14 protein-coding genes are annotated in these 14,769 nt (G+C 60.1%); 6 read left to right on the forward strand and 8 right to left on the reverse strand.

Annotated elements, in window-relative coordinates; all coding sequences use genetic code 11:
* The 6 genes from BW43_RS01600 to BW43_RS01575 form a co-directional block, all read right to left on the reverse strand.
* The gene (locus BW43_RS01600) at positions 1-1,050 is read right to left on the reverse strand and encodes a homoserine dehydrogenase (RefSeq protein ID WP_032891402.1); all 1,050 of its coding nucleotides are present in this window, start codon (positions 1,048-1,050) and stop codon (positions 1-3) included.
* A 176-nt stretch (positions 1,051-1,226) separates the two neighbouring features.
* A complete protein-coding gene (locus tag BW43_RS01595; RefSeq protein ID WP_032891403.1) occupies positions 1,227-1,664 on the reverse strand; it encodes an Lrp/AsnC family transcriptional regulator in 438 nt (145 codons plus the stop codon).
* Between the two features lie 22 nt (positions 1,665-1,686).
* On the reverse strand, positions 1,687-3,066 hold the full coding sequence (thrC, locus tag BW43_RS01590; RefSeq protein WP_032891404.1) for a threonine synthase: 1,380 nt from the start codon (positions 3,064-3,066) through the stop codon (positions 1,687-1,689).
* Between the two features lie 17 nt (positions 3,067-3,083).
* On the reverse strand, positions 3,084-3,974 hold the full coding sequence (locus BW43_RS01585; protein ID WP_032891405.1) for a LysR substrate-binding domain-containing protein: 891 nt from the start codon (positions 3,972-3,974) through the stop codon (positions 3,084-3,086).
* Between the two features lie 47 nt (positions 3,975-4,021).
* A complete protein-coding gene (locus tag BW43_RS01580) occupies positions 4,022-5,446 on the reverse strand; it encodes an amino acid permease (RefSeq protein ID WP_032891407.1) in 1,425 nt (474 codons plus the stop codon).
* Positions 5,447-5,557: 111 nt separating this feature from the next.
* Positions 5,558-6,814, reverse strand: a complete 1,257-nt coding sequence (locus BW43_RS01575; protein ID WP_032891408.1) for a cystathionine gamma-synthase family protein — start codon at positions 6,812-6,814, stop codon at positions 5,558-5,560.
* Between the two features lie 137 nt (positions 6,815-6,951).
* On the opposite strand from BW43_RS01575, the gene BW43_RS29400 reads away from it, so the two are divergent.
* Entirely contained in the window at positions 6,952-7,059 is a 108-nt protein-coding gene (locus BW43_RS29400; protein ID WP_256227042.1) for a hypothetical protein, read from the forward strand.
* A 17-nt stretch (positions 7,060-7,076) separates the two neighbouring features.
* Positions 7,077-7,202: a hypothetical protein gene (locus BW43_RS29405; protein ID WP_256227043.1), complete on the forward strand. Its 126-nt coding sequence runs from the start codon at positions 7,077-7,079 to the stop codon at positions 7,200-7,202.
* Positions 7,203-7,218: 16 nt separating this feature from the next.
* Here BW43_RS29405 and BW43_RS01570 read toward each other — a convergent pair whose 3' ends face one another.
* Positions 7,219-8,715 carry a PLP-dependent aminotransferase family protein gene (locus BW43_RS01570; protein ID WP_032891409.1) on the reverse strand — a complete coding sequence of 499 codons (1,497 nt, stop codon included), beginning with the start codon at positions 8,713-8,715 and terminating at the stop codon, positions 7,219-7,221.
* Between the two features lie 282 nt (positions 8,716-8,997).
* Here BW43_RS01570 and BW43_RS01565 point away from each other — a divergent pair, with 282 nt between their 5' ends.
* A complete protein-coding gene (locus BW43_RS01565; protein WP_081797904.1) occupies positions 8,998-10,293 on the forward strand; it encodes a benzoate/H(+) symporter BenE family transporter in 1,296 nt (431 codons plus the stop codon).
* Positions 10,294-10,376: 83 nt separating this feature from the next.
* Positions 10,377-11,642: a serine hydroxymethyltransferase gene (gene glyA / locus BW43_RS01560; protein WP_032891410.1), complete on the forward strand. Its 1,266-nt coding sequence runs from the start codon at positions 10,377-10,379 to the stop codon at positions 11,640-11,642.
* 103 nt (positions 11,643-11,745) lie between these two features.
* Here glyA and BW43_RS01555 read toward each other — a convergent pair whose 3' ends face one another.
* Complete coding sequence (locus BW43_RS01555) at positions 11,746-12,786, reverse strand: zinc-dependent alcohol dehydrogenase family protein (protein ID WP_032891411.1); 1,041 nt, start codon at positions 12,784-12,786, stop codon at positions 11,746-11,748.
* 164 nt (positions 12,787-12,950) lie between these two features.
* On the opposite strand from BW43_RS01555, the gene BW43_RS01550 reads away from it, so the two are divergent.
* Both BW43_RS01550 and BW43_RS01545 read left to right on the forward strand, forming a co-directional pair.
* Positions 12,951-13,433: an Lrp/AsnC family transcriptional regulator gene (locus BW43_RS01550; RefSeq protein ID WP_032891412.1), complete on the forward strand. Its 483-nt coding sequence runs from the start codon at positions 12,951-12,953 to the stop codon at positions 13,431-13,433.
* Between the two features lie 108 nt (positions 13,434-13,541).
* The gene (locus tag BW43_RS01545) at positions 13,542-14,735 is read left to right on the forward strand and encodes a GGDEF domain-containing protein (protein WP_050442879.1); all 1,194 of its coding nucleotides are present in this window, start codon (positions 13,542-13,544) and stop codon (positions 14,733-14,735) included.
* The last annotated feature ends 34 nt before the right edge of the window (positions 14,736-14,769 follow it).

The raw sequence follows: 14,769 nt of genomic DNA on the forward strand, positions 1-14,769 counted from the left end.
TTACTCCCGACCCTGTGCAGCGGATTGATGAAGGCTGATGATGTCCGACAGCAGCGCAAAGGCTGTTTCTGTACGACCGGCGCCCGGTCCCGAAACCGTCACCGTGCCAATCAGGTCGCTGCTGAACGACACTGCATTCGTGGCGCCGCCGATGCTGGAGAGCGGATGATCGTTGCCCAACAGGCGCGGTTCGACGCTGGCACTGACCGAGCCATCGGCATGCCGTGTGGCGGCGCCAATGAGTTTCCAGCGTGCATTGTTCTGGCGGGCCTGATCGATGTCCTCAAGGGTGAGGGCGCTGATACCGTTGCAGCGCACATCGCTGACGGTGAGTGATGCATCCAGCAGCTCGTTGGCCAGGATCACCACCTTGAGACGTACATCATGGCCTTCGACATCCGCAGTCGGGTCGGCTTCGGCGTACCCCAGGGCCTGCGCCTGCTCGACGGCTTCGGTAAAGCCCAGGCCATTTCCCATGCGGGTCAGGACGAAATTGGAGGTGCCGTTGAGAATGCCTTCGAAGCTGTTGATGCTGCTGCCGGCCAGCAATTGCCTGGCCAGGCGGATCACAGGCGTGCCACTCATCACCGAGCCTTCGTATTCAAACGCCACGTGGTTGCGCTGAGCCAGGGCCTTCAACGCCGCGCCGTGCAGGGCAATCGGTCCTTTGTTGGTGGTCACCACGTGCTGGCCGTTTTCCAGGGCCCAGCGACAGAACGTGGTCGCAGGTTCGCCGTCCACCGGGTTGGTGAAGGTCGCTTCGGCAATGATGTCTGCGCCGGAGTCTTTGATCACGGCTTCAGTGCGCGCGACCGCGTCGCCCCCCGGTAGGTTTGCCAGGGCGCCCTTGGACACCGGCAGCGCGGCCAGTGAGGCGGCATCCAGCCCTTGACGGTTGATCAGTGAGCCGAGGAAGAGGTCGGTGACACCGACGATTTTCAGGGTAAAACCCAGTGCGTTTTTCCAGTCTTCGTTGCGTTCGGCAATCAACTGGGCCAACGCTCGGTTGACGCCACCGAAGCCCACCAGCGCAATTTTATATTCAGTCATTTTTTTATGCCCTTGATCTGTGTGATGAGTGGTCTGGCATAAGATTAGGGGCGCGACCATGGCAGTGAAATATGCCAATTTGCTCTATTTCATGGGCGTTTTGACCAAGGGGTAGGTGCTGCGTGGGGAACAAAAAAAGCCAACGATCGTTGGCTTTTTTTTACCGCGAAACCGGTTTAGACAACGGACGATAGAACGAATGACGTCACGGTATTTTCAACCCCCGCCAGGGCCGAGATTTGAGTCCAGACCTGATGCACCCGCTGCGGGCTTGATGCGCCGACGCGCAGCATCAGGTCGAATTCGCCGCTCATGACGTCGCACTGGATCACTTCAGGAATTGCCCGCAGGGCTTGCAAGACATCCTCGCCGCGCATGCGGTCATAGCGATAGACGAAAATCACTGCGTTGATCTGGGATGAGGCTTGGCGCCCGTCGCCGGTCAGTACCGTATAGCCCAGAATTGCACCGTCACGCTCCAGCCGTTCGATCCGTTGGCGCACGGCGTTGCGGGACAGGTTGACCTTGGCCGCCAGCTCAGCGTGGGCGGCCCGGGCATTGAGCCGCAACTCGGCGATGATGCGCTCATCGAGCGGATCCAGAATGCGCTTCATGTGGCCCCCTGTCTCCCGTCGTTCACAGCGTATCGAGCAGTTGATAAAGGAGGCCGGCGTCGTCGGGCGTTATCCGGTAACGCTGCGCGTGTAAGTGCGCTGTCGCTTGGCCGTGTTGCCCCGGCACATTGATGCCCAGTGCGTTGAGCAGCGCAGCGGATTTGGCCGGTGAAGTTTCCCCGAGGGTGACCATTGGCGCGACCAGGCTGCGCCGATAAAGCCTTGCGGCCAGTACTCCGGTGGCCGTGTGAGGGTCAATCAGGTAGCCCGTGTCACGGTAGAGCGAGGCGATTTCGGCCAGGGTTTCTTCATCGCTGACCGCATAGGAGTCGATGATCATCCGGGCCTGCAACCAGCAGTCGTTGGCGATGGTCATCTCGCCGCTGGCTTCGAATTCGGCCATCAGCGCACTGACTGCCGCAGCGTCGTGTCCATACAACTCCCAGAGAAAACGTTCGAGGTTGGAGAAAATCGACAAGTCCATGGCCGGTGACAGGGTCTTGTCAGCGCGCTGGCGGCTGTAATGGTTCTTGAGGAACAACTGATGCAGGGCGTCATTTTTGTTGGTCGCGACGATGATTTGGGTAATCGGCAGGCCCATTTTTTGCGCGATGTAGCCTGCGTAGACTTCGGCGAAACTCGCCGCCGGCACGCTGAAGCCGACAGATCGTTGACCTGCGCCCAATTGCAGCACGGCGTAGAAATAAAACACGAGCTGCGCCAGCACGTTGACCCAGTTGCTGGAATTGAAGCTGATCGCCTCATGGCGCGGGTTGGGCCAATGCCTGAACAAGCGGTTCGCGAGCTGCTGGCAGTCGTCAAAGCTACCGGCGACTGCGAACGTATGCACATTGGGATGCGCAACCCCCTGCAACTCGTGTAGTTGATGCTGCGCGACCGCGGACTCCGGGTATAGCAGCACCACGTGGGTGTCGTGACTGTGTTTGAACGCCTCGATCGCCGCGAGTCCGGTGTCTCCGTTGGTGGCGCCGAGCACCACTGCGCGTCGCGGGTGCTTATGCAGAAAGTACTGCACCAGTTGCGCCTGCAACTGCGCGGCGAAATCCTTCGAGGAGCGGGTCGGACCGTGGAACAGCTCAAGCACCCATTCGTTGCGATCGACCTGATGCAGCGGCGCCACCGCACGGTGCTTGAACTGACTGCTGGCTTCTTTGAGCAGGCGCTTGAGGTCCGCTTCGGGGATGGTCCCGCCAACAAACGGACGTATGATCCGATACGCCAGTTCGTCGTAGGGCAAGGTTGACCAGTTGGCGATATCCTGGGGCTCGAACAGCGGCAGGTCGGTGGGTACGAACAGTCCGCCGTCGTCGGCCAGGCCGGACAACACGACCTTTTCAAAGTCGGCCTGCACGGTCGAACTTCGAGTGCTTATGTAGTGCATGGTTTGGCTCCGGCCATTTATTTGTAGCGATGGGCCTGCTCGACCAGCCAGGTAGAAAACATCATGGCGTCGGGGTGCTGGTCTGCCCCGGAGCCGCGTACCAGGTAGAACGACTCGCTGGCTTCGATGCGCTGGTCGAAGGGCTCGATCAAACGCCCGTCCTGGAGCATCTCGTCAACCATTGAGGAGCGTGCCAGCGCAATCCCTTGCCCAAGTTCGGCCATGCGCAACGTCGAGATCAATGTGTCGAACTGCATGCCACGGGACGAATCGACGTCGTCCGCGCCGACCATCTTCAGCCAGTATCCCCAACCCTCTTCGTAACCCAGCACATGCAACAACGTATGCCGCGCAACGTCGCTCGCCACCGTCAGCGGTGATCGCGCCATCAGGGCGGGTGAGCAGACCGGGAACAAGGTGTCCCAGGTCAGCCGCTGGGACACGAGGCCAGGCCATTGACCATGCCCCCAGCGAATTTCCATATCGTCTTCGCCATCCAGTTCCTTGATCCAGATATTGCTGATGTAGCGGATATCGACGTGGGGGTGAGCCTGACGAAAGTCCACCAGCTTGGGTGCCAGCCAGTGGACGAAAAACGCCAGGCTGCCACGCACCTTGATCGGCCGCCGTTTGTGCTGGCCAAAAATCTCGTTGGTGCCCACCGCCAGCCGTGTAATCGCATCCTGCACCACCGGCAGATAGGCCTGGCCTTCTTCGGTCAGCCCCAGTCCCCGAGGCAGGCGCTTGAACAGCGCCACGCCCAGATGACTTTCCAGTTGGCGGATCTGCTGGCTGACCGCGCCCTGGGTCAGGCACAGTTCGTCGGCGGCGTGAGTAAAGTTCAGGCTCCGGGCGGACACCTCGAACGCGCGCAGCCAGTTCAACGGAGGGAGCGGCTTTTGCTTCATGGTCTGGACCTTATTGACGCGGTACTCAGCACGCTTGCCCACACCGTCTAGGGGGACGGCTGAACCGTGGTGGCGAGCGACAAGCGTCGTTCGCGGCTGTTACGGGTAATGTAATACACGAAGTAGCACCAGGCGATGAAGGGCAAACCGAAGTACAACGCGACGCGCTGTTCCGGGTCGAACGCGATCCCCACACAAGCAAGGCTGCAGCACACCAGTGCGCCCAAAGGCACCCACGGGTAACCCCGGACCCTGAATTTGAGGTCGCGCACGTCGCCGCCATTGGCCACGAACTGACGGCGGAATGCAATTTGACTCGCGGCGATACTCATCCACACCACCACCACCGCCAACCCGGAAATCGACACCAGCGCCAGGTACACCGTGTCGGCGGCAAACACGCTGCTGAGCAGGGATGCGCCGCCACCGACCATGCTCAGTACGATGGCGTTCAATGGGGTGCCCATGCGGGTCAAGTGGGAGAACTGCTTGGGCAGGTGCCCTTGGTCGCTCAGGGTCCAGAGCATCCGTGAGGCGGCGTACAGCCCGGAGTTGGCCGCCGACAACAGCGCGGTGATGATCACGAAGTTCATGATGTCGGCGGAGTAGGGGATACCAATGTAGGTGAACACGGTGACGAAGGGGCTTTCGACCAGACCGGCCTGCTCACGCGGCAGCAACGTCGCCAGCACGAAAATGGTCCCGACGAAAAAGATAGCCAGGCGCAGCACGGTGGTGCGGATAGCCCGTGGCACATTGCGTTGCGGGTCCTTGGTTTCACCGGCGGCGATACCGATCAGTTCGGTGCCTGAAAACGCGAACGACACCGCCAGCAAGGTCATGGCAATCGACATGAAACCGGTGGGGAACAAGCCTTCGCGTGTGAAGTTACCGAGGCCGATACTGTGGGCCTGATCGATATTGAGCAGGCCGAGAATGGCGCCGCCGCCGATGATCAGGAACACCACGACCGTCACCACCTTGATCAGGGACAGCCAGAACTCAGTCTCGGCGAACAAACGGACCGAGACCACGTTGGTAAAAAATACCGCCCCGGCAAACAATGCACTCCAGATCCACACGGGCGTGTCAGGAAACCAGCGCGTCATCAGGATGCCGGCGGCGGTGAACTCCGAACCAATGGCCACCGTCCACGTCAGCCAATACAGCCAGGCCACGGTGTAGCCGGTGCCTGGGCCGAGAAAACGGGTCGCGTACGTGCTGAACGAGCCGGTTTCCGGCATCTGCACTGCCAGTTCGCCGAGGCACATCATCACCATGTACACCATGAGTGCGCCGATGATGTAGGCGATCACCGCACCCAGCGGGCCTGCCTGGTTAACGGTATAGCCGGAGGTTAGAAAGAGTCCGGTGCCAATCACGCCACCCAAGGCCAGCATGACAATGTGGCGCGTCTGCATTTCCTGTTTGAAGCCGGCACGCGTGTTGGTTTTTTCTTCTGTTATGGACATGGTTGTTCTCATGAAAGTAGTGAGGGCAGATAGAAGCGTCGCCACACAGTTTTATTATTATTCCTCTTCATGAAACGCCTCACAGACGGCCCTGTCGTGAGGTTTGAAAGGTCAGTTCACGCCCTCGCTGAAGGCGGGCTGCTGACTTTTGTCATCGCGCAAACCCCTGACAAATGCGAACGCCTGCTTTAAATCGTCGAGCAGATCGTCGGTGTCTTCGATACCCACCGAAACCCGCACTAATCCTTCCGAAATGCCCAGCGCCTGGCGCTCCTCCAGCGTGTTTTCCACATGACTGGTAGTGCGCGCAGGGCCGTAAATGGTTTCCACCGCACCGAGATTGCCCGCACAGTGGGCAAATCGCAGGCGTGGCAGCAGCAGCTTGACCGAGTCCATGCCGCCAACAAGTACGAAGCTGACAATGGCGCCAAAACCGCCCATCTGCGCACACGCCACCGCGTGGTTCGGGTGGTCGGCCAGGCCGGGATAATTGACCGAAGCCACCAGCGGCTCTGTGCAGAGAAATTCTGCCAGGGCACGGGCGCTGTGTTGCTGCTGACGCATGCGCAGCACCAGGGTTTTCATGCCGCGAATGATCATGTAAGCCGAGAGTGGATCAAGGGTGGCACCGTTGATTTCACGGTAATGCCGAACCTTGGCCATCAGGGCTTCACTGCCGCAGACCAGGCCGCCCAATACGTCACCATGACCACTGAGGAATTTGGTCGCGCTGTGAATGACCACATCGACCCCCAGGGCCAAGGGGTTCTGATTGAGTGGTGTGGCAAACGTGTTGTCGGCTACCACTAGCGCGCCCACGCGTTTGGCCGCCGCAACCAGGCGTTGGATATCAAGGATCTTCAGGGTCGGATTGGTCGGCGTTTCCAGGTACACCACCTGACAGCCCCTGGCGATTTCCCGTTCGATCGCCTCGTGATCGAACGTCTCGCACAAGGTCACCTCCACCCCCGTGCGCGGCAGGAACTCCTCGAAAATCTTGTTGGTGCCGCCGTAACTGTCCTTGGTCGACACCACGCGGTCACCCTGGGCCAGGAAGGTATAAAGCACACTGCTGATAGCCGCCATGCCACTGCTGAATGCGACTGCGGATTCGGCTTTCTCCAACTCACCAATCTTGGCTTCGAGGGTCTCGACCGTCGGGTTGCTCATGCGGCTATAGATAAAGCCCGGGGCTATACCCATGGCGACGTCGTACCAGACGTCGATATCGTCGTAACCATACGCCGCACTGAGCACAATAGGCGCCTGCGTGGCGTTATAGGGATGCCTGACTTGCTCTCCACCCCAGACCGCCCGTGTCCCGGCGCCCGCATTATCAAGCCCTGCGCTGTCAGGTTTTTTGTTCATTGAGACTACTCGCACTGAGGGGTGAACGTTGAGTCGTTCACACAGATAGTGCGGATCAATATAGGGATAAGCGGTGCCCCCGAGAAACGATGTTATCGGTGCCAAAGGGCTGCTTTTTTTAATGGTTGGCGGGGGATATGCTGGTTTTGTTTTTGCTGGAACCGGGGGACAAGATCCTGGGCCTGGACCTCAAGTCAGGTGGGCATTTGTCCCATGGCGCTGTGTTCAACTTGTCCAAGCCCTGAACTATGGCGTGCATCCGGTGACGCACAGGGTCGACCTGGATCTGGTCGAGCAGATCGCCCGACAGGAGCGTCCACGCCTGATCACCCCAGGCGCTTGCCCCGGCGCGCGCGGGTGGCCGCACAAGCCCGGCAACTGCCGCTGAACTGTGCGCTGGGCCATTAGATTTTCAGGGCGCTGGCCAGGCGCAACATGGCGGCTTCTATTTCATGCGCGGTCAGGGAGGAGTAGCCCAGCAGCCAGCCTTGTTGCTTCGGTTCGCCCGCGTACAAGCCGCTGAGGCCGGACAGTTGCACGCCGGCAGTAGCCGCCTGGCGGATGGTTTTCTCCTCGGACCATCCGGCTTTCAGCAGGCAGGGGATCTGCAACCCGCCCGGCGGCAATTCGGCGGTGACCACTTTGCTCAGGTACTTGCCGATCGCGTCGTGCATGATCGAGCGGCGTCCGGCATACAGCTTGCGCATGGCCCGCACATGGGCGTTGTAATGACCGTCTTCCATAAAACGCGCCAGGGTCAGTTGCAGTGTTTGCGGTGTGTGGCCGTCCATCATGCTGCGGGCATAGGCAAAGGGCTTCACCAGCTCAGAGGGCAGCACCATGTACCCCATGCGCAGGCCGGGGTAGAGGGTCTTGCTGAAGGTGCCGATGTAGAGCGTGCGCTGATACTTGTCCAGGCCCTGCACGCAGGCCGTGGGTTGCCCGTCGTAATGGAACTCGCTGTCGTAGTCATCCTCGATGATCCACTTGCCTTTTTGCGCCGCCCAATTGATCAACTCAAGTCGCCGCTCCAGGGGCAAGGTCGCGCCGGTGGGGTACTGGTGAGAGGGCGTGACATACACACAGTTGGCGCCGCTGCGGTCGGCATAAAGCAGGTCGGTGCGGATGCCGTGTTCATCGACATCAATGGGCATCACCTTGGTTTCGGCAATTTGGAAAGCCTTGCGGGCGCCGTAATAGCCGGGGTTTTCCAGCAGGATCGGCTTGCCAGCGTCCACCAGCAATTGCGCGCACAGGTACAACGCCTGACGTGTGCTGCTCAACACCAGCACCTGGTCGGGTGAGCATTTGGCGCCGCGTTCGAGGTTCAGGTAGGTGGCAATCGCTTTGCGCAGGGGCTCGGCGCCTTGTGGGTCGCCATGCAGCAGCACGCTGGCGCGATAGTCCTTCATGACCTGGCGCTGCAAACGCTCCCACACATCCGTCGGGAAGCTGCGGGTTTCCGGCAGGCCGGTGGCGAATGCCTTGATGACTTGCTGATCGCGCACGCCGCCGGTGTCGAAGATCATCCGCCCGCGCTGGCTGAGTTCGGCGCCCGGTGCGGCGACGCTGCTCCTGGTTTCCTGAGCCTTGAGGCGTCGGCGGCCGGCACCGCGCAATTCGACGCCCACCGTGTCGCAGACGTAACTGCCGGCGCCTTCGCGGCGCACGATAAACCCGTCCCGATGCAGCTGCACATAGGCGTTCTCAACGGTGTCGCGGGCGCACCCCAATGACTTGGACAGCACCCGCGTGGCGGGCAGTTTCAAGCCGGGGCCGAGGGCGCCGTCGAGGATCAGCGCACGTAATGCACGTTGGATCCGCTGGTGCAGATCCAGCAGCTGAAACTCGGCGTCGTTGAGGCGCATCTTCAGGGTTTCAAGCTCGAAGGTCTTTGCCATGTGGTCTGCTCTCTTTCCATGAAATGGCAGGTAGGGGCAGGCCAGTTTATCCGTAGACTCTGGCCCTCGCCATCCCACGGTTTCAACGCCGTTTCAGTGCCGGCGTTCGAGGCGTTATGGGGGTTCATGAGCGCGTTTGCGCGAGAGCATGCTTGACCGAGCACGCCAAGTGGTCTGGTCGGTTGCGCTAAGGCGTAGGGGTTAAACCTGCCATTCAATCGCTATAAATGACCGCTTAACAGCGACCGGATGGATACATCGTCCAGCAAGGAGCCAAAACCTATGTCATCTACTCAATCCCTCTCGTCCGTGCATCTGCGGGACCTGCTGCACCCGGTGGTTGCCGGGTTGATTTCAGTGATCGTCAATTACGGCGGCACGTTCATCCTGGTGTTTCAGGCCGCCAAGGTTGCCGGGCTCAGCCCTGAGTTGACGGCGTCGTGGGTTTGGTCTGTGTCGATCGGGGTAGGGGTGACCGGGCTGTTTCTCAGTTGGGTGAGCCGCGAGCCGATCATCACCGCCTGGTCGACGCCTGCGGCGGCGTTTTTGATCGTCGCCCTGGGGACCACGCCCTACGCCGAGGCCATCGGCGCCTACATGATTTCGGCGGCAGCGTTCGTGCTGTTGGGCGTGTCCGGTTACTTTGAGAAAGCCGTGCGGCTGATCCCGCCAGGTGTGGCAGCGGGCTTGTTGGGCGGCATCCTGCTGCAGTTCGGTATCGGTGCGTTCGCCAGCATGAGCGTCGACCCGCTATTGGTCGGCGTGTTGATCGGCGCCTACATCCTGTTCAAGCGCTTGAGTGCGCGCTACGCGGTGGTCGGCATTCTGGTGCTGGGGCTTGGCTTTTTGCTGATGCAGGAGCGCGTTAACTTCACGGGATTGGCGCTGGAGTTCGCGACTCCGGTGTTCACACGCCCCGAGTTCTCGGTCAATGCGTTGTTGAGCGTCGCGCTGCCGCTTTTTCTGATCACCCTCACGGGGCAGTACATGCCGGGCATGCTGGTGCTGCGCAGTGACGGCTTCAACACCAGTGCCAACCCTATCCTCAGCGTGACCGGGCTAGGTTCTCTGCTGATGGCGCCGTTCGGTTCCCATGCCTTCAACATCGCCGCCATCACGGCCGCCATCTGCACGGGCAAGGAAGCCTCCGAAGACCCGTCCAAGCGCTGGGTCGCAGGCGTGGCCGCGGGCATCTTCTACATCCTGGTGGGGATCTTCGGCGTGACCCTGGCCGCGGTGTTCATGGCCTTCCCGGCGACCTTCATCACCACCCTGGCCGGGCTGGCGCTGTTGGGCACACTCGGCGCGAGCCTGGCCAATGCCATGGCGGACGTGAAATCCCGGGAAGCGTCGCTGATCACCTTTCTGGCCTGCGCGGCCAATATCACCGTGCTGGGCATCGGCGGCGCGTTCTGGGGCCTGGTCATCGGCCTGGCAGCCTACGTCGTGCTCAATGGGCAGTTGCCGCGCTGTGAAAAGACGGTGGCCCCACAGGCCGAAACGGTTGCGACAACGTCTGCTGATCACCGTCAGACGGGGCACCACCGTGCGCCTGATGCCGCCGCTGACCTGCAATGACGCACAGATCGAAGACATCGCCGTGCGCACCACGCGCCTGCTGTCACCGACCGTTTGAATTCTTGACCAAGGACACTTTGCACATGTACGACTCGACGCTGACCCTGAACGCTTTCGACCCTGAGCTGTATGAATCCATTCAGAACGAAGCACATCGTCAGGAAGACCATATCGAGCTGATAGCCTCGGAAAACTATGCCAGCCCGCTGGTGATGAAAACCCAGAGCTCGGTGCTCACCAACAAGTACGCCGAAGGCTACCCCGGCAAGCGCTATTACAGCGGCTGCGAGTACGTCGACGTCGCCGAGCGGCTGGCCATCAAGCGGGTCAAGGCGCTGTTCAACTGCGACTACGCCAACGTGCAACCCCATGCGGGCGCCCAGGCCAACGCGGCGGTCTTCCTCGCACTGATCAACCCCGGCGATACGGTGATGGGCATGAACCTGGCCCAGGGCGGTCATTTGACCCACGGCAACCCCGCCAACTTCTCGGGGCGTCACTACACCATCGTGCCTTACGGACTGAACCCGGAAACCGGCTTTCTCGACTATGACGAGATGGAGCGAATCGCGCTGCAAGCGCGCCCCAAAATGTTGATCGGTGGTTTTTCCGCGTATTCGCGCTACAAGGACTGGGCACGCATGCGCAGCATTGCCGACAAGGTCGGGGCGATTTTCTGGGTCGATATGGCCCATGTCGCCGGGCTGGTCGCTGCGGGCGAATACCCGGACCCACTTCCCCATGCGCATGTGGTCACCAGCACCACGCACAAAACCCTGCGCGGGCCTCGGGGCGGTTTGATTTTGTCCAAAGGTCAGGATGAAGCTTTCTACAAAAAGCTCGACTCCGCGGTGTTTCCCGGCGTGCAGGGCGGCCCGCTGATGCACCAGATCGCGGCCAAGGCCGTGGCATTCAAGGAGGCGCTTACGCCGGAGTTCAGCGTCTACCAGACCCGCGTGGTAATCAACGCCAGGGCCATGGCCGGAGTGTTGCAACAGCGCGGGTACAAAATCGTGTCGGGCGGCACCGACAACCACATGATGCTGATCGACCTGTCCGACAAACCCTACACCGGCAAGGACGCCGACGCGGCGCTGAGCCGTGCCTACATCACCACCAACAAAAACTCGGTGCCCAATGACCCGCGCTCACCGTTTGTGACCTCCGGCCTTCGCATCGGCACCCCGGCGGTGACCACCCGCGGGTTTGACGTGGAGACTTGCAAGCAAGTGGCTGGCTGGTTGTGCGACGTGCTGGACGCACTGGAAAACGGCGACAGCGACAAGGTCGGGCAGCATGTGCGCGAACACGTGGTCGCGCTGTGCCGTCGTTTTCCGGTCTATCGCTGAGTCAGTAAGGGGGAGGGTGTCCGCGTGTTTTCAGCGGGCGCGATCACCCATGTGAACGCTGGATTTTTAGTGAATTCAGCGCGGCTCAACGTGGCGCCATGCATTAAAACTCGGTGATGACGGTGACGCCCGCCGTCTCAAACCGGTCCATATGGATCAATGCGTCGATCGACTGCTCCAGGCTGATGGTCTTGCCCACGAGCTTTTCAGGCGCCAGCTTGCCGGAGGTGATCATCTCGATCATGGCGTCATAGCGGTGCGCTTGCATGCCGTGGCTCCCGTAGATCTCAAGTTCGTGGGCGATGACCTTGCTCATGGGGATTGCCGGCGTGGCGTGATCAGCGAGCATCAGCCCCACCTGAACGTGCTTGCCGCGACGGCGCAGGTTGTTGATGGAGTTGAAGCAGGTGGTTGGGTGGCCCAATGCGTCCAGCGATACGTGGGCACCGCCCTGAGTAATTTCCAGCACGGCTTCGGCGACGTCCGCCACGCACTGGGCATTGATCGTGGCGACAGCGCCGAGCGCGCGTGCCAGGTCGAGTTTGTCCTGGGAAATATCGATGGCGATCACGTTCGCGCCAATGGCTTGCGCGATCATCACGGCAGACAGGCCTACGCCTCCGCAACCGTGAACCGCGACCCATTGACCGGCACTGACTTTTCCTTGGTCAACGACTGCGCGGAACGAGGTGGCGAATCGACAACCCAGACTTGCAGCGGTAGCGAAATCCATGCTCTCAGGCAACGCGACCAGGTTCAGATCGGCCTGATGGATACCGACGTATTCGGCAAAAGAACCCCAATGAGTAAAGCCTGGCTGGAACTGCGTGTGGCATACCTGCTGATTGCCGCTATTGCACTCGGCGCAGGCACCACATCCGCCCACGAACGGCACGGTCACACGGTCGCCGACCTTCCATTGCGTGACGTCGTTGCCCACCTCGGCCACGATGCCCGCCAGCTCATGACCCGGTACATGGGGCAGCTCAATGTCGGGGTCATGACCTTTCCAACCATGCCAGTCGCTGCGACATACCCCTGTGCCAAGCACCTGGATAACCACACCATGACGTTCCGGGGACGGGTCTGCCACGTTCATCAGGCGCGGCGGCTTGGAAAAGGCTTCGTAGACGACTGCTTTCATTCAAATGACCTATGTTTGGATGGGCGATGTGACGTTGAAGTGTCACGAACCAGGCATTTCCATTATGGATGAACCCCTTGAAATTACCCTTCAAGTTGCAATTGACGTCACCCGGAAATTGAAATTAACCTTCATTTTTAAGTCTTAATTTGAGGAGTTATTTCATGCTTGAGCAGCTTGATAAGGCGGACATTGCAATATCGGAACGTTTGCAGCGCGACGGCAAGCTGTCGAACGTCAAGCTGGCTGAACAGCTGTCCCTCAGCGAAGCGTCCTGCTGGCGCAAGCAACGCCGGCTTGAAGAGTGCGGGGTTATCGAGGGATACCAAGCCATTCTCAATCGAAAGAAACTAGGGCTGGGCCTGAAGGCGTTTGTCCAGATCTCTTGCACCGATCACAGCGAAGAAGCCACGGCAACGTTTGAAAAGATTATTCAGGCGGCACCTCAGGTTTTGAGTTGCCATAACACAACAGGCGAGGCGGACTTTCTACTTGAGGTGGTTGCACGGGACTTGGACAGCTACAGCCGCTTTGTCGAAAAAGTACTCAGGAAGCTTCCTGGCGTTTCGAGTATTCGCTCGAACCTGTCCCTGCGAGAAATGAAGACTACCAATCGACTGCCCGTAGCCGAGCTCTTGAGTATCTGAGCGCTGCCCTGACAGGCGCGAAGACAAGGCTGCAGATGGCCGACAAACTGACAGCCTACTCAACTAAACTGCACCAGAGCTGCTCCTGACAGCGCCTGGTGAGACGTCATGATTGCCCATACCCCCACGCTTTTTGCCTGCGTCGCCTTAGTGGCGACGATCATGGCGTTTTGTCTGATATTGGTCGGCCAGTTCAACCAGCGCGACGGCTTGCTGACCATTGGCTTTGGTTTGGCGGCACATGCCCTGGCGTACATTGGATACACCTTGTTCGGCCACGCCCCGTTGTGGTTGACCTATGGGGCTGCCAACACATTGCTGGCGGTGGCGCTGGCTTTTTATGGGGCCAGCATCTTTCGGATCGTTGAGTTGCGCGTCTCCTGGTGGCGGATATTTGCGCCTGCTGCCTTGATGCTTGCCTTGATGGCAAGCCTGATCGACACCTTGGAACCGCGCATGCTCGCCGCCACGCTGGTGTTGATGGTGCAATGCGCCTTGATCATCTATTGGACGCGCCGCTACATACCCGCTCAGGGGCGTGCGCGCATGCTGTTGATCATCGGATCAAGTATCAGCCTGATCGGCCTTGGCATGCGGGTGGTCGCCATCATCGGCGGGGGAGCCGCCGAGATGCGCTATGACGTCAGCAACCTCAAGCAAACCATCTCCGTCAGTATCGGCACGTTCACCGCGATGATGATCTCCCTCGGACTGGTGCTGCTGGCCAAAGAACGCAGCGAGTCGTTATTCCAGCGCCTGGCGTTACGGGACGTGCTGACCGGTATTCTCAATCGCAGAGCCGTGCTGGAACAGTTTTCCAAAGAGTTGGAGCGCGCGCGCCGAGACGCTGCCTACCTGGCCGTGGCGATGGTCGACATCGACCATTTCAAGCAGATCAATGATGTGTATGGACACCTGGCGGGCGATGAGGTGATTTGCCATTGCGTCAATCATCTCACCCAGCGAATTCGTGAGTCCGACAGTATTGGTCGCTATGGGGGTGAGGAATTCCTGGTGTTACTTCCCCGCACCAGCCCCGAAGACGCGGTGAAGGTTCTGGACGAATTGCGCGCATCGGTCGCTGGTTCACCGGCTCGGTTTGGCGAGGCAGCCATCTCGGCGCGCATCAGTATCGGAGTCTGCTGCGTGGTGCCAAACCCGGATGACACCACGGCCAGCCTGCTTGCGCGGGCAGATGCCGCTCTGTATGAAGCCAAGGGCCTGGGGCGCAATACCTTGTGTTTGGCAGCGCCGCAGGTGCATCGCGGGGAAACTGCCGCCATGGATATCATTGAGTATTGAACGGCAGGCCAAGACGGAAATGATCAGATGAACA

The sequence above is a fragment of the Pseudomonas sp. RIT357 genome, from assembly GCF_000632245.1.
GTDB classification, from domain to species: domain Bacteria; phylum Pseudomonadota; class Gammaproteobacteria; order Pseudomonadales; family Pseudomonadaceae; genus Aquipseudomonas; species Aquipseudomonas sivasensis.